Below are 21,656 nucleotides of genomic sequence, written 5' to 3'. Positions count from 1 at the left end.
CTACTCCCTTTTTTTGATGAAGAGACAGGCGCTTTCGGGCGGCAAGCGCAACGTCTCGCCCGGCGTGAGGCAGGCGGTCAGGGATGAGCCGGGGCCGGCAAAGGTCGGATCGCTCGAATCCAAAACCAGGTCCCAGCATCCGTCGGTCAGCTCTGGCCTCACCTGGCGTTCCTCGGTGGCGAAGTTCAGGCAGATTAAGGCTTCCTTTTCGCCCGCTGACCGCAGCAGATACAGCCAGCGTCCCTTCTCGGACCACAGAGTGCGCACGGCCCAGGGGGCGAGACGCATGAGCGGCGACTCGCTCGCGCGCAGGGCCGTCAGGCGGCGGTAAAAGGCAAGCATGGCCGTATGCCTGTTGTAATCGCCTTCAATCTTGGCCCAGTCCAGGCGTGAGCGCTCGAACGTCGCGGCGGCTACCGGATCGGGCGGCTCGCCCTGCCAGCGGAAGGACTCGAACTCTTTCCTGCGGCCTTCGCGCACGGCCGTATTCAAGGCCTGATCCTCATGGTTCACGAAGTAGAGGAACGGATTGGTCTCGAGGAACTCCTCGCCCATGAACAGGAGCGGTACGAAGGGCGAGAGGAGCAGGGCGGCCGCGGCAAGCTTGCAGGCCTCGAAAGAGATCAGCGTGGACAGGCGCTCGCCGAGCATGCGGTTGCCCACCTGATCGTGGTTCTGGGCGCAGACCACGAAGCGTTCGCCAGGCAATCCGGCGGCCGAACTGCCGTGGGTGCGTTGGCGGAAGGTCGAGTAGGTCCGCGAGTAGACGAAGGGCTGTTCATAGGCCGTGGCCAACTGGCTGATCTGGCCGAAATCCTCGTAGTAACCTTCCCGTTCTCCCGTGAGCAGGGTGTGCAGGGCATGGTGGAAGTCGTCCGCCCATTGAGCCTGCATGCCCAGGCCGCCTTCGGCCACGGGTAAGATGGTGCGGGTTTTGTTCTGGTCCGATTCGGCGATGAGTACGCACGGCCAGCCCAACTCATCCGCCAGATTCGCCGTGCGTTCGGCCAACTCCTGCAGGAAGGGTACGGCGCTCTGGTCGAAGATTGCATGACAGGCATCCAGGCGCAGTCCGTCGAAGCGGAACTCCTCGAACCACTGCCGGGCGTTTTCGAAGAAATACTCGCGCACGCCGTCGGACCAGGGGCCGTCGAAATTCACCGCCAGGCCCCAGGGCGTGTGGTACTTGTCCGTGAAGTATGGGCCGAACAGCGACAGGTAGTTCCCCTCGGGACCCAGATGGTTGTAGACCACGTCGAGCACCGCGGCCATTCCGCGCGCGTGGCAGGCGTCCACCAGGCGCTTCAGGCCGTCCGGCCCGCCGTAGCAAGCCTGCACGGCAAAGGGATAGACCCCGTCGTAGCCCCAGTTGCGGCAACCCGAGAAGGCGGCCACGGGCATGATTTCCACACAGGTCGCGCCGAGTTCCGCGATATGGTCAAGGCGTTTGATGGCCGCGTCGAAGGTGCCCTCGGGCGTGAACGCGCCCACATGCAGTTCGTATATGATCCAGCGGGACAGGGGCGGAGTCTGCCAGGTGTCGCAGTCCCAGTCATACGCGGATGAAACGACCATGGATGGGCCGTGCACGCCCTCGGGCTGGAAGCGCGAGGCCGGATCAGGGCGCAGGCCGTCCTGTCCCAGGTCGTACAGGTACAGCGCGCCAGGAGCCAGATCGGCGATCTCGGCCGTGAAGTAGCCCTGCTCGTCTTTGAGCATGTCCACGCTGCGGCCCGAATCCACCAGGCGCAGGCGCACTGCGTCCCGGGCCGGGGCCCAGACCGTGAACCGGCATCCGCAGCCCGGCAGGAGCCAGGCGCCTATGCGCCTGCGTATGGAGGGTGAAGAACACTTGCCCATGGTTACTGCATAGGCGAGCCTGGAAGAAAAGCAAAGGATCGATTAGCCAAGGAATAGTAATGGAGGTAGAGGCCACCATGGACTGTTGCGGGCTGGGCAAGTTTTCAGGTCTACGAGAGGGGACGGGCTTGGCGACTAGGGCATTTTGCTTTTGAAAATGCTCTGCAAGCCATGCATCGGCATGGCTTGCCGCCGCGTAGGCGTAGGCGTAATTCACTTGCGCCGTCATCGCCGGAGCGGGCGTCTTAAAAGCAACCTGCTCTAAGGAAATTCGGCTTCCTGCCTTTGCGGGCAAGGGACGCCACTGCCTGGCGGTGGGCGCATGAGCTGAGCAGGATTCTGCCCACAATATTCAAGGACAAAGCCTAGCGGCGAGACTTTGAAGCCGGGGATGCCCGACCTGAACGCGGAGTAGCATCTCGGTCGGATCTTGTCACTCGACCGGATGTTTTTGCTTGGCCGGATGTTTTCGCCTGGGCGGGGGTGAGTGGGCGAGCGGGCCCAGTGTCCGGGCGTTTTGAAGGGGTTGGCTTACGGCCGCCAGGGGGCGGAGTGCCGGAAGGACCAGACTTGGTGCCGACTGAAAATGGCGGCGGTCCTTTGGACTGCCTGCTGCTGGAATCCGTCTTGATCAGAAGGCAGGCGAAAAAGACGATGATAAAGCCCAGAAAAAGAAAGAGGAAGAATCCGCGCCCCGACTGCCAGTTGCCCCAAAAGCTACGGCTTATGGCACTCTGTGCCGCAAGAGCTGGGACTGGACCTGCCAGCACGAAAAGGAAGGCAAGCAAGACGTTCATTTTTTTGCCTATTTGAAAGTCAATATGAAATAGATTCAAGAAAAAGTAAATCATCGTAAAGACGAAACAGAATAAAAATCCGCAAGGTCCATACGGAGCATGCTGCGTATGTCGTATTGGTTGCTTTTTTAGAGCATTTTGCTTTTGAAAATGCTCTGCAAGCCATGCGTCGGCATGGCTTGCCGCTAGCTTCGGCGCAGGCGCAATTCACTTGCGCCGTTAACGCCGGAGCGGGCGTCTTAAAAGCAATCTAATGGGATGGACCCGTCCCCATATACCTCGGTAGGCTCGGTTTATTGCATGAACCAAACCGAGAAAGGAGACGGGCTCTAAGAGACCGCACAGATGCAAGCAGGCCCCTGCCGGAATTCCGGCAGGGGCCTGCGATCAGATTGCTCGATGTGGGGCTGAAACTTGTGGTTAGAGCATTTTGCTTTTGAAAATGCTCTGCAAGCCGTGCGCCGGCATGGCTTGCCGCCGCATAGGCGTAGGCGCAATTCACTTGCGCCGTCAACGCCGGAGCGGGCGTCTTAAAGGCAATCTGCTCTAAAAGTCGAAGTTGAGCAGGGTCCTTACATTGGCCATGGTCTGCTGCGCTATTTCCCTGGCCTTGGCGTCGCCTTGGCGCAGGACATCCCGGACCAAGTCCGGGTTGCGGTCGTATTCGGCGCGGCGGGCCTGGAGGGGCTCAAGGAACTCGGCCAGGCTCACGGCCAGACGTTTCTTGCAGTCGCCGCAGCCACGCGTGGCGTTAATGCAACCATCCCAGACTTCCTTGAGGTAGTCCTGCTTCTCGAAGAGTTGGAGGTACGGGTACAGGTTGCAGTCGGGCGGGTTGCCGGGGTCCTTGAGGCGCATGCGTTTGGTGTCCGTGAGCATGCTCATGACCTTGGACCGGATCTCGTCCATGGGGTCCTTGAGATATATGGCATTGCCATAGGACTTGCTCATCTTGCGGCCGTCCAGCCCCGGCAGTTTGGCCGACTCGGTGAGCTTGGCCTCGGGTTCGGGAAAATAGTCGCCATACAAGTGGTTGAAGCGGCGCACGATTTCGCGGGTCAGTTCCAGGTGCGGAAGCTGGTCCTGTCCCACGGGCACCCACTTGGGCTTGTACATGATGATATCCGTGCACATGAGTACGGGATAGCCCAGGAATCCGTAAGTGGAGAGGTCCTTCTGCATCTGCTCGCGGACCTCTTTGTAGGTGGGATTGCGTTCCAGCCAGCCCACGGGCGTGAGCATGGACAGGAGCAGGTGCAGCTCGGCATGCTCCTTGATCTGCGACTGCTGGAAGATGACGCAGCGTTCGGGGTCGAGCCCCGAGGCCAGCCAGTCCTTGACCAATTCGGGTACGAATCCCTTGATCTTGCGCGGCTCGTCATAGGAGGTCGTCAGGGCGTGCCAGTCGGCCACGAAGTAGAAGCACTCGTGCTCCTGCTGCATCTGGAGCCAATTGAGAAGCACGCCGAAATAGTGGCCCAGATGGAGCGGCCCGGTAGGGCGCATGCCGGAGACGATGCGGTTTGCAGCTTGAATCATCGTTATAGGTCCTTGTGCGGCGGGTTAGAACAGGAGCATCTTCATGAAGAAGGCCACTGGCGGCCAAAGTAGCTTACCGAGCATCCCGGTGGCGGCGAGCAGAATGATTACGAGGAATCCGTAGCGTCCGACTGCCAGGTATTGCGCCACTGCGGTGCGGGGCAGAAAGTAGGCCAGGATGCCGCTGCCGTCCATGGGCGGTATGGGCAGCAGGTTGAACAGGCCGAGCACCAGGTTGATCTGTACGCCGAGGTAGAAGATGTTGGCCAGGGGCTCGATGAACATGAGCTCTACCTCGCCCAGGGGCCGGCCGCCGAAGAGCGCGTTGAGCCCATGAAAGAGCAGGGCGAAGATGATGGCCAAGGCGAAGTTGGCGCCCGGTCCGGCCAGGGACACGTACATCATGCCCTTGAGCGGGTCGCGGAAGTAGCGCGAATCCACGGGCACGGGCTTGGCCCAACCGATCATGCGCGTGACGACCAGCACCAGGGTGCCCAGCACGTCAAGGTGCTTGAGGGGGTTGAGCGTCAATCTGCCCGCCAGCTTGGCCGTGGGGTCGCCCAGGCGGTAGGCCATATACCCGTGGGCAACTTCATGGCAGGTGATGGCTAGAAGAAAGGGCACCGCCAGGAGGGCGATCTCCCTGATGATTTGAGCAATATCGAAATGCGGCATGGGCATAGCGGCTAGCACGACCTTATGTTCGGGGCAAGAAGGAAATCGGCCGATCCCGTCTGGGGACCGGCCGAGGTAGGGCCTTCATGGCGCCCGGCCTACTTGGCGCGGGCCATGGCCTTTTGCATGGCCAGATCGACCTTGGATTTGAGTTCGGACAAATCCACGGACTTGACCACGTAGTAATCGGCGGCAATGGATTTGAGATCGTGCTGAAAAGTATCATATGCCGTGCTGAGGATAACCGGCAGCTCCTGGTCCTGGCTGCGGATCTCCTGCAACAAGTCCAAGCCCGAACGATTGGAGCCGAGCTTGATGTCCAGTATGACCACTTGAGGATTCTCGCGCTCGATGACCTCCAGGATGTCCTCTTCCCCGTTGGATGTGGCCACGGTGTACCCTTCGGTCTCCAATTCTTCCTGGTAGAGCATGCGGATATGCTTCTCGTCGTCGACTACCAGCACTTTCTTTTCGCTCATTTTTGCCTCCCGGGCCTCCAGGCTCGGCTTGCGCATGGATACGGCATGCCGCAGGCGATTGCCGCGATTGAGTCAGCTTTTCATCCTAAAAGAGGGTCGGCCGCAAGGCAACCATCATGGCGGTTTTCGCCTGCCTGCTTGCCGCCGATCCGCAGGGAAGGTACAAACGGCCTTCCCACGGAACAGTTGGCGTATCGTAAGATGAAGTCACAAGGCAGGGCAAGAAAATGATAACAATCCGTCGCGAGCCCGGAGGCGCAACCCTCCATTTCGAACGTCTGAACACGGTGCGACAGCTTCTGCACCGCCTGGACGAGAAGGTCAACTCGGTGCTGGTCATCCGCCAGGGGCGGCTGCTCACGCCGGACCTGCACCTCAAGGACGGCGACGAGATCGTGGTGCGCTCGGTTCGCTCCAGCGGCTAACTTAAACAGATTATTGAAAAGTTCGTCTTGATTGAGCGAAGCTGAACCATTACGGACGGTTGCTTCGCACCGGCGGGCCGTCCCGACCCGCACAGCCTGTTTTGCAACAGGTTGCCAAAGAAAAAGCCCGCCTTCCTGTTTAAGGAAGACGGGCCGAGGCGGGGAGGATGAGGTGTGATTGTATGCGGACGGGATCGGCAGGGCGCTCAGCGCCGGCCAGAAATCCCGCATGGCCTGCCCAGGACAAGCCGCCTGCGGCGCAAGGTGTGCGCCATGGCGTGATAGGCAGGGGAAGGTGCGAGCGTGGTCAAGCTCCCCAAGGCTCCCGTTGCCGTCAGCCATGCCATGAACAGGCTGGCTTGCGCGGCGAGGGCTAGAATGAGAAGCGTGTTGGGCATGCATTCTCCTTGGGGTTTCGGATTTGGCAACATGCCGTTTCCGTTCGGCTTCTTAATAGCAACGGCCGTTCCAACCCGCCGCAACCCCCGCCTGGCCTCGCTTCACGCATGTCCTGGAGATAGTTAACACTGTACGGAATGTCCCCTGGTAGTCCCTTTTTGCGCAGTTGCGCAAGAACCGTAACCATATCGCGATCGAGGCCATAAGGCTTGATCGCGTCGGAGAGCTAAACGCATGAAATGCAGACGATGCCGGCAAGAGGCCGAGGTCGCCCTGCCCAGCCATACGACAGGTTTTTGCCGGGAGTGCTACTTTCTCTACTTTCGTCGCCAGATCGAGCGGGCTATCAAGAAGCATGGCATGTTTGGGCCGCAAGATAAGATCCTTGTAGCTCTTTCCGGAGGCAAGGATTCACTCGCGCTCATGTATGAGCTTGCTGATCAAGGCTACGACGTAACAGGTTTGCACGTATATTTAGGCATAGGAAGATCATCGGAACAGGCAAGACACTTGGTCGAGAGCTTTTGCGCAAAGCATGGTTTCAAGCTCATGATCGCGGACATGCCAGCCGAAGGCTTGGCAATTCCCGAAGTGAAAGAGTGCATCAGCCGACCGATATGTTCCGTATGCGGAAAGATAAAGCGTCACTACTTCAACCGCATTGCCCTTGAACATGGCTTTACCGCCCTGGCCACGGGCCACAACCTGGACGATGAAGTCGCCAGGCTGTTCGCCAATACCCTGCGCTGGGACGCGGCCTATCTGAGCGACCAGGGGCCGACCCTGTCCGAGGACTCGGGTTTTGCGCGCAAGGTCAAGCCTCTGTACCGCCTCACGGAGTTCGAAACCGCGGCCTACAGCTTTTTGCGCGGCATCGATTATGGCGTGGATCCCTGTCCCTACAGCTCAGGCGCTTCGTTCACCAGCCACAAGGCCCTGTGGGAAACCTTGGAGGAAAAAAGCCCCGGCTCCAAGATCCACTTTTATGACGGCTTTCTGAAGAGCGGCCGCAAGGCTTTCCAGTCTCTGGAGCGCGAGTCCGGCGTCGAGTTGTCGCCGTGCGGCGAGTGCGGCTCGCCCACCTCGGGCGAAATCTGTGGAGTTTGCCTTGTGCGCAGGCGCGTGCAGGCGCGCCGGCAGAACCAGTCGGCGACACAGATCGAGTCGTGAGCGCCCTGCGCTTGAGGGCCGGGTGATGGCCCGGCCCATGCGCCAGGCCATTCCCGGCTAGGCCGCGGCCCGGGCGGATTCCTGCCCAAAGGCCTCACGCAGCATGTCGTTCGCCAGGGCTATGGCGGCGCGTGGGGCCGGAGTATCCGTTATGGCGTTCAACATGACGAAGTCATGGATGGTTCCGAGGTAGCGCGTGGCGGTAACCGGTACGCCTGCCTGGATCAGCTTGCGTGCATACGACTCACCCTCGTCGCGCAAAACGTCGCATTCTCCGTTGATGATGAGCGCCGGCGGCAGACCTCGGAGTTGATCGATCGAAGCCTTCAGCGGCGAGGCCGTAGGCTCCTCTCGTGCATCCATATCCGGTGCGTAGTGATTCCAGAACCATTTCATTCCCTCGCGGGTCAGAAAATGGCCGCTGGCAAACTGCTGATAGGACGGCGTATCGAAGTCGGCATCCGTCACCGGGTAGAAGAGCACCTGGAAATCAATGCTCGGGCCGCCACGCTCCTTCGCCAGCAGGGTGACTGCGGCAGCCATGTTTCCACCCACGCTGTCTCCCACCACGGCCAGGCGCGAAGTGTCCAGATTCAGGGTACGACCGTTCTCCGCGATCCACTTCGTCGCGGCATAGGCCTCCTCGATGGCGACAGGATACCTGGCCTCGGGTGAAGGCGTGTACTCAACGAACACGACCGCGGCATGGGCTCCGTTGGCGATCTCCCGGATCAGCCGGTCATGGGTGTTCTTGTCGCCCAGCACCCAGCCGCCTCCATGAAAGTACATTACCACCGGCAGCGCGCCCGTGCTGCCCTGGGGGCGGACAATGCGAATCGCGACCTCCCCCTGAGGGCCGGTGGATATCCTGCGATCCTCGATGTCCGCTGGCAGCTTCGCTACGTCTCCTGCCTGGGCATCCGAGAGCACTTTTCTCGCGTCTGCAACGGAAAGTTCGTAAATCTGCGGGCCGCCCTGAGCCGCAAGGGCATCAAGAAACGCCTTGGTGCGTGGCTCCAGGACCGGTTGGCCGATCAAATCCTGATTCCTTGGCATGACAGTCTCCTTACGGGGGGTGAAAGGTGCATTCAGTAATGATCTGGAAAGCAGCTTAACTGCAATCTGCTCGAATAAAATGCTTTTGCCGGTAATGGGCATTTAGAGCATTTTGCTTTTGAAAATGCTCTGCAAGCCATGCGTCGGCATGGCTTGCCGCCGCGTAGGCGCAGGCGCAATTCACTTGCGCCGTCAACGCCGGAGCGGGCGTCTTAAAAGCAAGCTGCTCAAGAAGGCCGCTCCGGCGGGGTTGGCGCCGAATCGTTCCATTCTAGGTCGGAGCAGCAGAGTGGGAATGATAAAAAGAAGCGAAGGGCTCTTCATGGGTATCGCGTGGCTCGCGGTACCCATTGGCGTAGCTGGGGAAAAAGAAAAAGGCGAGGCCCGGGCCTCGCCTCTTGATTCAATACAGAGGGATTACGCCAGTTCCGAGCCGTCCATTCCGCCCAGCAGGTTCATGGCCAGCTTGTGTTCGCTTTTGAGCCGATTGCGCACCGCGGCCTGCACTTGCGCCGTGGAGCTGCCGAAGCGCGTGGAACGCAGGGTGTAGATTTCGCGAATGAGGTTCTCGGCAATGGCCTCACCCGAGAATTCGGCCTGGCCGATGATGCCGTCCAATCCTCCTGCGGCTTGGGCAAAGATGTTCGCCGCTCCCGCAGGACCATGCTGCACAGCCGTGGAGAAGAGCACTTCCTGCAAGGCCTTTGGGAAGCTGGCGATGTTTAGCCCCGTACGCTCCTGAATGGCCTGCAGCGCTGGCTGGTAGTGCGTTTCGTTGATAAAGCGCTGTTGCAGGGCCTCGAAGAGCTCCGGGTTCTCGGCGGCTATGGCGCGCCACTCCCTGGGCATGGCCCCGTCGCGTCCACCTGTGTTTGACGGCCCGGCCTTGCGCAGCCGGGCGGACCACTCGGGTGCTTCGCCGTCCAAAAAGGCCAGGAAATTGTCCATGCTGCCCTGACGCGAGGAAAGCTGGAACACCCCGTAGCTCGTGCCACCTACCTTGTCCCAGCCTATGGCTTGCGAGCCCTCGCCGCCGGATTCGAATGCTCGCGCCAAGACACCCGCCATCTCTTCCTTGGATACTGCGGATCGTCGCGAATCGTTTTCCATGGATATTTCGCCATTCTGCCGGCCTGCTTCGGGAGCCGCCTCGTGAGTGGATTTGGAAGCCGTCTCGACATTCGGCGATCCGGTCGAAACCTTGGCGGAAGAGCGACCTTGAGGCAGATGCCCTTGGTCGGCATCGCTATTCTGGTACGCCTGGAGCTTGCCCAGGGTCGCCAGCATGTTCATGCCTAGTGAGTTGAGACCGATGCCTCCGCCTGGACGCTCTTCTTCATCCTGCTCGTCCCAACCCATGGATACGTTCAGGAATCGGTCCGCCATGGCCAGATCAATAGCTTGGCGCATGGTTTCCATGGTCTTCCGAAAGTCTGTCGGATTGGCGCTGACGGATTGCCGACGGGCCTGTGACTGAGGCTCGGCAGTAGGTGCGGATAAAATATTGTTTAATTTCGACTGGATATTTGTCATGTGCATACTCCGGACTTAGAGTTCAGACACATTATGCAATAAGCTGGCCACTAGGCTTAAAAATATTTTAATATTAAATTCAAATAGTTATAAAATGTGAAACGTATGGGTACGCTAGTCCACAAAGAGTTGACACCTTAGACCGCCTGCGGCCCGCGGCAGACAGCATGCACAGGCGTATGTCTGTCAATAAATCAAAATTATCAGCAAAGATGGAACGATATCCATTGAGTTTGGACTAATGCGTCGCAAGCCTGTCCGATATTCCTGGAAATTGGCTGCAGGCCTGGATTTATGAAGCTGGTATTGCAGTTGCTAAGCAGCCTTGGGGATACCTGACACGTTCATGGAGGCTTGTCCTCCAGGGAGGAATACATGATAAAGCTTCTATTTAAGTTCACCATCCTATTTTTGATTTTGCATGCGCCTCTGTCCGAAGCTCATGGCCTGGTCATCTACGGCGGCAAGTCCGTCGCGGACCTGGGCATGTACGTGGCTGAAGTGACCTATTTCCCTTATACGGATACCGAAGCCGAGCTTACGGTGACCATGTGCAACCTGAGCGGCGCGGTCCGGGGATGCCGTATCACGGGCTTTGCCGTCGTCAATCCGTACGGGCGCATCGAGCATATCGCGCCGGGCAGCGACTTCCCTGCGGCATTCCAGGTTTTCGGCGCCGCGCGCCGCGCTAGCAGCATCAAAACGATGGATGAATTCGGCGCCTCTCTGGGATCCGACCTTCCCGAACGGCTGGACTTGGCTAGCGGGCTGCCGCCAGACCAAGCTGCCCGCGCGACAGCCTTCCGCTTTCTGCTCACGGGGCGTGGACTCTATTCACTCAAGGAAACGGATTTTGTCCCCGATGCGGGGAATATCACACCCGTGAATACGGGCGGCTCTCGCGAAGGTCGCTGTTTCTTCGCCGTGCGCTACGCGGATGCTCAGGAAAGGGAGCATATCCTGGGCCGGGCCAATTACTGGCTGCGCTGATATCGGGTAGCCTCACTGGCTGTGATCAAAAACGAAAGCCCCTGCAAAGGGGCTTTTCTTGTTTGATCTCCGGTAGGAATTTTCAGCAGTTGGTGCGGCCAGTGCAAATAAGGCGGGGCGCCACGCCTATTCCGCTGGCAGCGTGCCGACGATCATGGCCATGCCCGGCGCCGTATCGATGCGCTCGATATCGCGGCAACCGGCCTCCATCAGCCAAGAGGCGATCTCCTCTTCCGTGTACGTATCGCCAGCCGGCGTGTTCACGATCATGTTCAGGGCGAACAGGGCCCCGCGCTCGGGCAGCACGCGATCCGGCTCCATGATGAAATCCAGGACCACGATGCGGCCGCCGGGATTGAGGGCCGCGGCTGCCTTGCGCATGAGCAGCCTGTTCTCTTCAGGCGAGTTGATGTGCGCCACGGCCGAGAAGAAGACCAGATCGTAGGCCAAGCCGAGATCGTCGGTGCGATAGTCGCCGGCCCGCGTGGACACGCGGCCGGATAAGCCGGCCTTGCGGATGTAGTCCTCGGCCAGGCGGACTACCGGAGGCAGATCAAAGACCGTGACGCTCACGCCTGCCTTGGCCTGGGCAAAAGCCATGGCATACACCCCGGAGCCGCCGCCAACGTCCAGCAGCCGGTTTACCCCGTGCAGGTTGAGTTTGCTCACCTCGACGGGAGCCGACTTGAATGCTCGACGGTGCATGGCCGCGATGAAACTTGCGGTCCACTCCTCGTCTTGAATGGGCGTCGCGGCCTCGTCCAGGCAGCCGCCCTTGCGCACGGCATCGGTGAGCGAGCCCCAGGCGCGGTACAGTTCGGAACTGTGGCGCAGGTTGGTCAGGTAGTCCTCGCGGCCTTCCACCAGGAACAGTTCGCTCAGCTCCGTATTGGAGAAGAGCCCGTGCGTCTTGCGCACCAGGCCCAGGGCCGTGAGGGCGTTGAGCAGCCGGTCCGTGGCCTTGGCGTCGGCCTGGATTTTTGCGGCCACCTCGGTCGAGGCTACCGGCTCGCCGCCATCACCACCCAGGCTGGACAGGGCGGTGAACACTCCGAGATCCACGGCCGTGAGCAGGGTCCGGCTGCGCTGGAAAGCCATGGCCAGGGCCATGATGCCCTCGGGGGTGTTGAGTTCCGGACGGGATTGCCACATATGGTTCCTCCTTCGGGCGCACTGCGTCGGCTGAAATCCTTTTATGATTTAGCGCCCTGCGCAGGGCGGCGCAAGGCGTTTGCGGGCTGTAAGTCGCAAGCCAGGGTTTGTCCGGCCGCTCAGCAGGTCGGCAGGCTTAGAGCCAGGCCGCCCATGGAAGTCTCCTTGTATTTGCACAACATGTCGCGGCCGGTCTCGCGCATGGCCCACAAGGCCCTGTCCAGCCCCACCACATGCGCGGCCGGATCGCCGAAAGCAGCCAGAATATAAGCGTTATAGGCCTTGACCGCGCCCATGGCGTTGCGTTCGATGCAGGGTATCTGCACCAGCCCGGCCACGGGATCGCAGGTCAGGCCCAGGTGGTGTTCCAGGGCGATCTCGGCCGCGTGCTCGATGATCTGGATGTCCTGGCCTAAGCAGTGCGCCACGCAGGCCGCGGCCATGGCCGAGGCCACGCCCACTTCCCCTTGGCAGCCTACCTCCGCTCCGGCAATGGATGCGTTGTGTTTGGCCAGAAAGCCGATGGCTGCCGCGGCCAACAGTCCTTCGCGCAACGTGCGGCGAGGCAGCTCCATGCGTCGGCGCAGGAGAGCCAGCACGGCGGGCATGACACCGGCCGAGCCCGAGGTGGGCGCCGTGACCACAATGCTGCCAGCGGCGTTCTCTTCGGCCGCGGCCAGAGCGTAGGCATTTAGCGACACCAGGAAACGGTCCGGGATCGGCCGGGTGCGGCTGCGTTCGTACAGGGCCTTGGCTTTGCGCCGCAGGCCGATGGCGCCGGGCAGCAGACCCTCGGCGGCCACGCCGCGTTCCACGGAAGCCAGCATGGCGTCAAGGACGTCGTTCAAGCCCTGGATGACATCCTCCAAAGCCGCCCCGGTCACTGCCAGTTCATTCTCCAGCACGATGGACGGCAGCCCCAGATTTGTGCGCGATGCGATAGCGCGCAGGTCGGCCATGGTCTCGAACGGGTGCGCGGGCTCCCCGCGAGGCTGCTCGCTTTGACCCTGCCACTGGATGAATCCACCGCCAACGGAGTAGCAGGTGCGTTCGAGAAGGGCTTCGCCGTCGGGTCCCAGCAGGCGGAAAAGCATGGTATTGCTGTAGGGATGAATGTGCTCCAGGGCGTCGAAGACGATGCTGGAAGGCGTGAGGGGCAAGCTGCGTCCGTTCAAGTCCAGGCGAAGCTTTTCCTGCGGGAGTTCGAAAATATTTATAAGTGTTACCGGATCGCATGATTCGGGGCGCATGCCCAGCAGTCCGGCCAGGATTGCCCTGTGCGTGCCGTGTCCCAGGCCGGTGGCGGACAGGGAGCCGAACAGGCGCACTTCCAGGCTGGCGGCGCGCTCCAGGATCGAGTCCGGCAGGGCGCGCACGTTTTCGGAGAATTCCAGCGCGGCGCGCATGGGGCCGATGGTATGCGAACTGGACGGCCCCGGCCCGATCTTGAACAAATCGAAAATCGATGTGCGGATGGGGGGCAAAGCTCCTCCTGGGCATTGCGATGCTGCCGGGACTGTAGACATGGAAAACATTTACAGTTTGCTGTCCACTTTATACAACAGGTGTGGTCGGATTCATAGCTTGTCACGGCCATGTTGGATGCTTGTAGGAGCAGGGGGTGGAGGATGTTGCTGGACGAGCAGGCGAGCAAGCGGCTGTTCCGTGAGGCGGGAGTGAGCGTACCCGACGGTGAATGCGTGGAGCCGGGCAGTGAGGATGGCGTCAGACCGTCCTTCCCGCCGCCATGGTACCTCAAGGCCCAGGTGCTCACGGGCGGGCGGGGCAAGGCCGGAGGCGTGCTGCGTGTGGACGATGCACGAGCTCTGCCGGGCAGGGCCCGCGAGCTGTTCGCCAAGGATATCTGTGGCCACAGGCCTCCGTATCTGCTCCTGGAACCGGCCGTGGATTTCGTGCGCGAGTGCTACGTGTCCTTTGCCGTGTCCCGCGACCGCGCAAGCCTCGTGCTCAGCGTGAGCCCGCGAGGCGGGGTGGACGTGGAACGATCCGCCGACGTCCTGACCCAGGTGATTCCCTTGCCTGCGGGCCCGGCCGAGCGAAATATGCGTGCGGCGTTCTTCCATCTCAAGGTCGGCAAGGAGTATTGGCCAGGCTTCCGCGAGCTGGTCCTGCGCCTGTTTGACGCAGTGCGCCAAAACAGTCTGCTGTTGGCCGAGATCAATCCACTGGTGCTCACACGCGACGGCCGCTGGCTGGCCCTGGACGGCAAGGCCGAGATCGACGACAACGCGGCCGCCCTGCGGCCGGAACTGGATCGCTGGTATGATCCGCGCCACCACACGCCCGACGACGTGCGCGCACGCGACGAAGGCATGAGCTTCGTGAAACTCGGCGGCTGGGTAGGCTGCATGGTCAATGGCGCGGGACTGGCCATGGCCACCATGGACCTGCTCAACCTCGCGGGATTGCCAGCGGCAAATTTCCTGGACCTGGGCGGCGCGGCCGACAGTCGCCGCCTGGATCGCGCCCTGCGCCTGCTTTTCGAGGGTCAGGATGTGCGTGTCGTGTTCATCAATCTTTTTGGCGGCATCCTGTCCTGCGAGAAAGTGGCCCAGGCCCTGGCCGATGTCCTGGCTGGCAACGAGCCCGGCAAGCCGTTGGTGGTGCGCATGGCTGGCAACGGCGCGAGCGAGGGCCGGCGGCTGCTGGAGGGGTTGAATCTGCACGGGCTCACGCTCGTGGAGGATATGACCCAGGCTTTGGCGGTCCTGGAGGGCTTCGGGCCGCGCGACCTCAACCCTCCGCGTATCGAGGCCGGTGACGGGCGAGCAGCGCAAATAGCCGACCTTTCCCCGGTGCTTGCCGCGGCCTTGCGAGGCGCGACCTCCGGAGTTTATGCGAGATCCTTCGATTTCGATGCGCAGACGCGCATCCTGGTTCAAGGCATTACCGGCAAGGTCGCGGCCCTGCACACGCGGCTCATGCTCGGCTACGGCAGCCGCATCGTGGCGGGGGTCACGCCTTTCAAGGGCGGGTTGGAAATAGAGGGCGCGCCTGTTTATGACTGCGTGCGCGAGGCGCTGCGCCATCACGAGATCGATGCGAGCATCGTGTTCGTGCCCGCCGCCATGGCGGCCGACGCCGTGCTGGAGGCAGCCGAGGCGGGCATACCGTGGGTTGTGTGCATTACCGAGGGCATTCCTCAGCAGGACATGCTTGCCACGCTGCCAAAGCTGCGCAGGCTGGGCACCCGGTTGATCGGCCCCAACACGCCGGGCATTATCGTGCCGGGCCGAACCAAGATCGGCATCATGCCGACAGATCCCTTCACGCCGGGGCCGGTGGCCATCTTCTCGCGCAGTGGCACGCTGACCTACGAGGCCGCCGCGCGCCTCTCCGCCGCAGGAATGGGCCAAGCCCTGGCCGTGGGCATCGGGGGCGATCCGCTCATCGGCCTGGGATTCGCCGATTGCCTGGCCATGGTCGCTGACGATGCGCGAGTCAAGGCCGTGCTCGTGCTGGGCGAGATCGGCGGACGAGCCGAGGAGGACCTGGCCGATTATGTGTCGCGCACAGCCTTTTCCAAACCCATGGCGGCTTTCATTGCCGGACGGACCGCGCCTTTGGGCCGTCGTCTGGGCCATGCCGGTGCTATCCTGGAGGAGAGTTCCGGCGGCGTGGCCGGCAAAATGCAGGCCTTAAGCATGGCTGGCATCCACCTTTGCCCGAACCTGGAGTCCATTCCTCGAGTAATGATGGGATTATTGGCTGCGCAACGGACTGGGAATGTGGAAAGGGCCCTTAGCGCATCTTTTCAGCTTCATGATGGTTGAGCAAATCCCGATCAGTGCTTATGAGTGCTTTACGTCCTTCATGTCTGGCAATTGGCCATTTTGGGTGGCCTTGCTGCCTCGCGAGGAACGTTTTTTCCGGGACTGCCTGCCTGGGAACATTCGCATGGCCGGAGCCCGGCCGGGAGAATGCCGCTTGAGTTACTTGCCGCGCCGTGTCACATCGGGCAGAAGTGGCGTTCAAGCGCGGCAGGCCCGCGTTGCGCGGACTCAGCGTAATCGTAAGGAGCAGTAGCATGCCCAAATCGAACGGCAAATGGATCGCAGCCGGCATTGTGCTCGTTGCCGTGGCGCTTGCCATCACGTTCGTGTTCATGGCCGGCAATAAGAAAAGCGACACCGAAGTCACGGGCCTTATCCGTCAGGCGCCTCCAGAGGGGGTCAAGCCCAAGCCGGACAATGCCTTCGACGAGCAAGGACGCCTGCGTGGCAGGGCCAGTGGTTCTTTGGGCGAGGATTCGATGGTGCCCTGGGGCTTCGTATCCGACGTGTCCGATTACCTGCTGGACCACTACTATCCAGCGGGCACGCGCCAAAACCCGACAGGCAAGGCCGTGTTCACCCTGGGCTACAAGCAGCTCAACATGCGCTACGGCCTGGAGATGTCCTACTTCGGCCATGACAGCGAGGATGTGCGCGGAGCGCGGCAACAGATTTTCGAATATATCTTCCGTCCGGGCATGCTCACGGCGCTGCATACGCTTTATGCCGAAACCTTCGTGCAGGATCTGGCCCTCAAGGCCGGTCAGGCCGAACGCGAGTTCGTGCTGCCCGATGGCAGCTACGCGGCGCGTCCCCTGAACGAGGGCGAGGTGAAGGAATGCCTTGGAATGGTGGCCGGCTTCTTGCGCGAGGGCGCCCGCGTGCTGAGCGTCATGGCCTCCAACGAGCGTGTGCTGTCCATGCTGCCCGAGTACGAACAGGCCTCGCAACGGGTGAACACGGCCTATGCCGAGTTCAACACCCAACGCGAGTCCGACGGCCAAGATCAGGTAAAGGCGGGCGATGCCATCAAGAAAGCCATTCAGAGCCGCGAGGCCTTGCGTCAAGCCGTCGTCGGCGCGGTGCGCCGGGACGCCGGCCGTTTGTCCATGCCCGACGACGCCATCTTTTACCTCGTGCAGTGGGGGTCCAGGCGCGTGACCGACGGCGAGGGCCGCACCCAGTCCCTGTCCGTGGCGGGTAAATTGCTTAATGACGTGGCCAGCCGTCTGCTCTCCGTGGCTACGAACGGGACCGGGCTCGGCACGGCCTGATGCGCCGATAGGCGCAGTTCACAATACACATGTCGTGATCGGCGGCGCAGGGTCACCGTAGCGGGAGTAAGAAAGTCCGCTGCGGTGTAGTGTCTCTTTTTTTAGAGCAGATTGCCTTTAAGACGCCCGCTCCGGCGTTAACGGCGCAAGTGAATTGCGCCTGCGCCTACGCGCGGCGGCAAGCCATGCCGACGCATGGCTTGCAGAGCATTTTCAAAAGCAAAATGCTCTACAACACGTTCATGAAATGCACAGATGGAGCAATCAATGTGCGCCTGCTAGGCATTGATTTCGGTCTCAAACGCGTGGGTCTGGCCCTGACGGACGAAGGCGGCAGGATGGCATTTCCCAGGCCGGCCCTGGCGCGCACGTCCAATGATGCACTTATCGCAGAGATTGGACGTATGGCGGCCGAGGAGAAGGTCGAGGCTGTCGTGCTTGGCCTCCCCATTGCAATGGATGGCGAAGAGACGGACCTGAGTCGACAGGTGCGTAACCTGGCCAGGAAAATAACATCCAAGACCGGACTGACAGTGCACCTTATGGACGAAAGGCTGACCTCGGCCGAAGCCCAGGCTCGCCTGCGTGAGGCTGGAGTGTCGTCGAAAAAAATGAAGGGGAAGCTGGACAGCGGCGCTGCCGTGCTCATCCTCGAAGCATATTTGGGAAGATCATGATCAAGAGAATGCTCAAGCTGCTCGTCGGCCTGGCGGCCGTGGGCCTCGTCATCGGCCTTGTCGCTGGCGGCTGGCTCGGCTGGCAGGCCTGGAAGTTCCTCAACACTCCGTCCGAGTCGCCCGGCCGCGAAGTGGTGCTGGATATCCAGCCCGGCGAGACCTTCGCGCACGTGGCCGTAGAACTGGAGCGTAAAGGCGTGATCACCGACGCGGAGAAGTTCCGTCTGTTAGGCCGTTGGCGCAAGGCCACGGGGCACGTGCGCGCCGGCGAATTCGCCCTGAACACGGGCATGGTCCCGGACGAAGTGCTTAAGACCCTGACCACCGGCACGGAGATGCTGCACCGCCTCGTGGTGCGCGAGGGCTTGGCCTGGTGGGAAACGGCCAAGCTCGTGGAGCAGGCCGGCCTGGGCTCCTTCGAGTCCTTCAAGGCGGCCGTGCATGATCCGGAGTTGCTGGCCAAGCACAACATCCAAGCTGACAGCGCCGAAGGGTATCTGTTCCCCGAGACATACATGTTGCCCAAGCCCAAGGGCAATGATGCCAGAGCCGTGGTGGAAGTCATGCTCGGCCACTTCGCGACCGCTGCAGGCAAGGTCTGGCCGCAAGGATTGCCCGAGCCCGGGAAGCTGCACGAGCTGGTCGTCCTGGCCTCGCTGGTTGAAAAGGAGACAGGCGCGCCCGCGGAACGCCCACGCATCGCCGGCGTGTACGCCAACCGCATCGAGCGGGGCATGCGCCTGCAATGCGATCCGACCATCATCTACGGCCTGGGCGAGAGCTTTGACGGCAACATCCGCAAGGCGCACCTGCTCGATGCCGACAACCCGTACAATACCTACCGCATAAACGGACTGCCGCCGGGCCCCATTGCTTCGCCTGGGCTGGAGTCGCTCAAGGCCGCGGCTGAGCCCGAAAAACACGCGTATCTGTACTTCGTGTCCAGACAGGACGGCACGCACCAGTTCAGCAAGACACTGGAGGAGCATAACGCGGCCGTGCGGGAGTATCAGCTTCGCCGGCACTGATATTTTGTGAGCCTGGAACGATAAAGGCCGGCGGAGTCATCTCGCGCCAGCCTTCTCCGAGCTCCGTAATGCGCAGCCTTATTGCATTTTCATTCCGCCCTTCATTCCGCCATGCGCCGAGCGGAACTTGTCCCACTCCTGGGCGCTGATGGTCCCATTCCCATCGGTGTCGATGAGTGTCATGTCCTTCTGGCTCATGCCGGGATGGCGAACCTGGAATTCCTCAAGGCTGATCTGGCCGTCATTGTTCGTGTCCATATCCTGAAAGTTCGCCCAGCGGCCCATACCCATGGAGCCTTGGCCCGTGAGCTGGCCGTGGCCGGACTGCCATTCGGTCTGGTCCAAGTAGCCGTCGCCATTGCGATCCCATTTCTGGAAGGACTGCTGGAATTCCTGGCTGCTGATGCGGCCATCCTTGTCCTGGTCCACGATCTCGAAACCGCCGCCAGCCATCATGCCATATCCGTAACCCGGCTTGCCCACAGCCGGCCCTTTGCCCTGACCATGGCCTTTGCCCTGCCCCGGGCCTTGTCCCTGGGCAAGAGCAGAACCGGCTGCCGCCAGCATGGCCACGGCCGCCAGGATCGCCACTATGCGTTTCATTGTCTCTCCTTGGTTGAAGCCCATTGCGGCCAGCATAGCGCATCCGTGCGCAAAGCCAAGCATATCTTCACCCGTGCGGCAGTCACGTCCAGAGCAGATTGCCTTTAAGACGCCCGCTCCGGCGTTGACGGCGCAAGTGAATTGCGCCTGCGCCTGCGCCTGCGCAGCTGCAAGCCATGCCGACGCATGGCTTGCAGAGCATTTTCAAAAGCAAGATGCCCTAATAGCCCTTAGGATTCGTCCTCGCCCTCCGGGCCATGCACGACCTTCCACTCGAGTGTATCAATGCTGCTGTCGCCGTTGCTGTCCATGTGCCGGAAGGCCCGGTCGTATTCCTCCTTGTCGATGGTTCCGTCACGGTTGAAATCCATGACCCCGAAGCCCTCGTAGTAGAGCATGGGCCGGTCGCGGGGCCAATCCTCGGTCGGCCTACCCTCCTGCGGCCACTCCTGGCCAGGCAATTCCTCGCCCGGGGGACTCTCCATCTGTGAGGAATCCTGGGCAATGGATGGAGCGGCCAGCAGAAGCCCAGTCAGCACCAGCCAAACGCTTACACCTTGTCGCATAACACCCTCCTGCCATTCCCCTTATTGCTGCTGACCCTCGGCCTGTCCCCCGGGCTGGCTCTCGGGCTGGCGCACGATGGCGCGCTCGTGCGTCTTCTCGTAATCCTGCCAATCCTTAACCGCGCCTTCCTTGGCCTTTTGTGGATCGGGAGAGCCGGTCCACTGCTCACTGGCCGCTTCCTGGCCTTCGGTTGTTGCGCGCTCGGCAGTGCCTTCAGCTCCGGACTTCATCTCTTCCGGGGACTCGATCAACCGTCTGGCCTCATCGCTGCTCTGGGTTTCGCCAGGCGCCTGATCGCTCATGACATCGACAGCCTCCTCACTACGTTCGGCTTCAGGCGTGAGCAGCTGTTCATTGCCGGGCTGCTGGTCGACTATGGACTCCGGCGTCTGCCCGGCGTCATCGCTGCGGGGAGCCTCGCCGGCCGCCCTTTCGTCCAGGGTGCCGGATTCGATGCCCATGGCCTCCGACTCGCTTTCCAGCGCGCCGCCGGTGCCGGGCACCTTGCCGGCCAGAGGATCGACCGTAGGAATCTCTTCGCTGCTGCGTTCGCTGGTCGACTCCTTTTCGTCCGTGAGATAGGCCGGGTCACCGGCGCTCGGGTCGCCTTGCTGCTCGGACACCGTGTCGGGGACGCTGATGTCGGATCTTTCCTGCTGCCCGCTTGGGGTATCGGACTCACTCGCGCCCATCTCGGATGTGCCTTGCCCCTCAGACGTATCGCCGGATTCGCTGCCCATATCGATGGTGCTGGCGCCCGAGCTGGCGCCGAAGCGCGACATGGTTTGCTGCCATTCCTGTGAGCTGAGCTGACGATCGCGGTCCTGATCGGCCTGCCGGAAGGCCCCTACGACTTCCTCTGGAGTCAATTGCCCGTCGCGGTCCTCGTCGACCATAGCAAAGGGCGCATCCGTGGCGGAGCTGTCACGGCCAGGCTGGTCCACGTCGGAAAGCTTTACGGGCTCACCAGGCTGAAACTCTTCATCACCTTGTTCCTGCGCCCGCATGGCTTGTCCCGAAGACTGCCCCTGGGACTCCTGAGCGCCACGCTCAGCCTCGCCTGCGGATGCGTCGCCCTCGGTCGCGCCCATTTCGGTGGTGCCGACTCCGATATTGGGCATGGCATCGCGGTACTCTCCGAAATCAACCGTACCGCTTCCGTCCTTGTCGGCCTGTTCGAAGGCTGTGCGGGCCTCCGAGAGGCTCAGTTTGCCATCGCCATCGGTATCGATGGCGCTGAAAGGCTCCTGCGGCTCGGTAGCGGACCGCTCTTGAACGGCCGCTTCGTCACCTGCCAAGGATTCGCCCTTCAAACCGGTCACGCTGCTTCCCGTTCCCCCGGAACGTTCATCCGTACCCTCGGCTTCGAAGTCCGTATCCCCGGCAGGGGCGGCGGTTTCCACCTGTTGTCCGGTTTCAACCTCGCTGCCGACCGTGGTTTGTTCCTGGCCTGTTTCGTTCATCGGGCTCGTCGTCGCCGCGAAGGCCTGCGGGCCACTGGCCACGGCTGCCGCCATGGTTATCGAGAGGAGTAGTCTTTTCATGAGCCGACCTCCTTGTTTAGATTCCGGATCAATAATCGAGCATACAGGCCTATGCCCGTGAGACAAGGAGGGTATTTATTTACCGTTGAGGTCT

At 61.4% G+C, this 21,656-nt stretch carries 19 protein-coding genes; 7 read left to right on the top strand and 12 right to left on the bottom strand.

Annotated features, from left to right (window positions below; all coding sequences use genetic code 11):
* The 4 genes from treZ to H585_RS0119845 form a co-directional block, all read right to left on the bottom strand.
* A complete protein-coding gene (gene treZ / locus H585_RS0119860) occupies positions 1 to 1,860 on the bottom strand; it encodes a malto-oligosyltrehalose trehalohydrolase (RefSeq protein ID WP_027369120.1) in 1,860 nt (619 codons plus the stop codon).
* A 1,343-nt stretch (positions 1,861 to 3,203) separates the two neighbouring features.
* Positions 3,204 to 4,196: a tryptophan--tRNA ligase gene (gene trpS, locus H585_RS0119855; RefSeq protein ID WP_027369119.1), complete on the bottom strand. Its 993-nt coding sequence runs from the start codon at positions 4,194 to 4,196 to the stop codon at positions 3,204 to 3,206.
* 24 nt (positions 4,197 to 4,220) lie between these two features.
* Entirely contained in the window at positions 4,221 to 4,877 is a 657-nt protein-coding gene (locus H585_RS0119850) for a site-2 protease family protein (protein ID WP_027369118.1), read from the bottom strand.
* Positions 4,878 to 4,969: 92 nt separating this feature from the next.
* Entirely contained in the window at positions 4,970 to 5,350 is a 381-nt protein-coding gene (locus tag H585_RS0119845; RefSeq protein ID WP_005987984.1) for a response regulator, read from the bottom strand.
* A gap of 227 nt (positions 5,351 to 5,577) precedes the next feature.
* Between H585_RS0119845 and H585_RS0119840 the strand changes: the two genes are divergently transcribed.
* Positions 5,578 to 5,775: a ubiquitin family protein gene (locus tag H585_RS0119840; RefSeq protein ID WP_005987986.1), complete on the top strand. Its 198-nt coding sequence runs from the start codon at positions 5,578 to 5,580 to the stop codon at positions 5,773 to 5,775.
* A gap of 206 nt (positions 5,776 to 5,981) precedes the next feature.
* On the opposite strand, the gene H585_RS0119835 is transcribed toward H585_RS0119840, so the two are convergent.
* Complete coding sequence (locus tag H585_RS0119835) at positions 5,982 to 6,173, bottom strand: hypothetical protein (protein ID WP_027369117.1); 192 nt, start codon at positions 6,171 to 6,173, stop codon at positions 5,982 to 5,984.
* 235 nt (positions 6,174 to 6,408) lie between these two features.
* Between H585_RS0119835 and H585_RS0119830 the strand changes: the two genes are divergently transcribed.
* Positions 6,409 to 7,344, top strand: a complete 936-nt coding sequence (locus H585_RS0119830; RefSeq protein WP_027369116.1) for a PP-loop family protein — start codon at positions 6,409 to 6,411, stop codon at positions 7,342 to 7,344.
* A 57-nt stretch (positions 7,345 to 7,401) separates the two neighbouring features.
* On the opposite strand, the gene H585_RS0119825 is transcribed toward H585_RS0119830, so the two are convergent.
* A complete protein-coding gene (locus H585_RS0119825; RefSeq protein ID WP_027369115.1) occupies positions 7,402 to 8,400 on the bottom strand; it encodes an alpha/beta hydrolase in 999 nt (332 codons plus the stop codon).
* Positions 8,401 to 8,817: 417 nt separating this feature from the next.
* On the bottom strand, positions 8,818 to 9,810 hold the full coding sequence (locus H585_RS0119820; RefSeq protein WP_244432668.1) for a VgrG-related protein: 993 nt from the start codon (positions 9,808 to 9,810) through the stop codon (positions 8,818 to 8,820).
* Between the two features lie 498 nt (positions 9,811 to 10,308).
* On the opposite strand from H585_RS0119820, the gene H585_RS0119815 reads away from it, so the two are divergent.
* Entirely contained in the window at positions 10,309 to 10,923 is a 615-nt protein-coding gene (locus H585_RS0119815; RefSeq protein WP_027369113.1) for a hypothetical protein, read from the top strand.
* Between the two features lie 126 nt (positions 10,924 to 11,049).
* Here H585_RS0119815 and H585_RS0119810 read toward each other — a convergent pair whose 3' ends face one another.
* The gene (locus H585_RS0119810; RefSeq protein WP_027369112.1) at positions 11,050 to 12,075 is read right to left on the bottom strand and encodes a methyltransferase; all 1,026 of its coding nucleotides are present in this window, start codon (positions 12,073 to 12,075) and stop codon (positions 11,050 to 11,052) included.
* Positions 12,076 to 12,194: 119 nt separating this feature from the next.
* Positions 12,195 to 13,559 (bottom strand): L-serine ammonia-lyase, encoded by a 1,365-nt coding sequence (locus H585_RS0119805; protein ID WP_027369111.1) that lies wholly within the window; start codon positions 13,557 to 13,559, stop codon positions 12,195 to 12,197.
* A 144-nt stretch (positions 13,560 to 13,703) separates the two neighbouring features.
* Here H585_RS0119805 and sucD point away from each other — a divergent pair, with 144 nt between their 5' ends.
* The 4 genes from sucD (at position 13,704) to mltG (ending at position 18,848) form a co-directional block, all read left to right on the top strand.
* Positions 13,704 to 15,869 carry a succinate--CoA ligase subunit alpha gene (gene sucD, locus H585_RS0119800; RefSeq protein WP_027369110.1) on the top strand — a complete coding sequence of 722 codons (2,166 nt, stop codon included), beginning with the start codon at positions 13,704 to 13,706 and terminating at the stop codon, positions 15,867 to 15,869.
* A 254-nt stretch (positions 15,870 to 16,123) separates the two neighbouring features.
* Positions 16,124 to 17,143: a hypothetical protein gene (locus H585_RS0119795; protein WP_014261284.1), complete on the top strand. Its 1,020-nt coding sequence runs from the start codon at positions 16,124 to 16,126 to the stop codon at positions 17,141 to 17,143.
* Between the two features lie 269 nt (positions 17,144 to 17,412).
* Positions 17,413 to 17,820 (top strand): Holliday junction resolvase RuvX, encoded by a 408-nt coding sequence (gene ruvX, locus H585_RS0119790; protein WP_027369109.1) that lies wholly within the window; start codon positions 17,413 to 17,415, stop codon positions 17,818 to 17,820.
* Positions 17,817 to 18,848, top strand: a complete 1,032-nt coding sequence (gene mltG, locus H585_RS0119785) for an endolytic transglycosylase MltG (RefSeq protein ID WP_027369108.1) — start codon at positions 17,817 to 17,819, stop codon at positions 18,846 to 18,848. Before ruvX ends, mltG begins: the two co-directional genes overlap by 4 nt.
* 78 nt (positions 18,849 to 18,926) lie before the next feature.
* On the opposite strand, the gene H585_RS0119780 is transcribed toward mltG, so the two are convergent.
* The 3 genes from H585_RS0119780 to H585_RS0119770 all read right to left on the bottom strand — a co-directional run bounded on the left by H585_RS0119780 (position 18,927) and on the right by H585_RS0119770 (position 21,562).
* Positions 18,927 to 19,451 (bottom strand): EF-hand domain-containing protein, encoded by a 525-nt coding sequence (locus tag H585_RS0119780; RefSeq protein ID WP_027369107.1) that lies wholly within the window; start codon positions 19,449 to 19,451, stop codon positions 18,927 to 18,929.
* Positions 19,452 to 19,681: 230 nt separating this feature from the next.
* On the bottom strand, positions 19,682 to 20,017 hold the full coding sequence (locus H585_RS0119775; RefSeq protein ID WP_027369106.1) for an EF-hand domain-containing protein: 336 nt from the start codon (positions 20,015 to 20,017) through the stop codon (positions 19,682 to 19,684).
* Positions 20,018 to 20,038: 21 nt separating this feature from the next.
* Positions 20,039 to 21,562 (bottom strand): EF-hand domain-containing protein, encoded by a 1,524-nt coding sequence (locus H585_RS0119770; RefSeq protein ID WP_027369105.1) that lies wholly within the window; start codon positions 21,560 to 21,562, stop codon positions 20,039 to 20,041.
* Positions 21,563 to 21,656: the final 94 nt, after the last annotated feature.

The organism is Desulfocurvibacter africanus subsp. africanus DSM 2603, assembly GCF_000422545.1.
Taxonomy (GTDB): Bacteria; Desulfobacterota; Desulfovibrionia; order Desulfovibrionales; family Desulfovibrionaceae; genus Desulfocurvibacter; species Desulfocurvibacter africanus.
The sequence above is the reverse complement of the archived record's forward strand: the minus strand, read 5'-3'. Positions and strand labels throughout refer to the sequence as shown.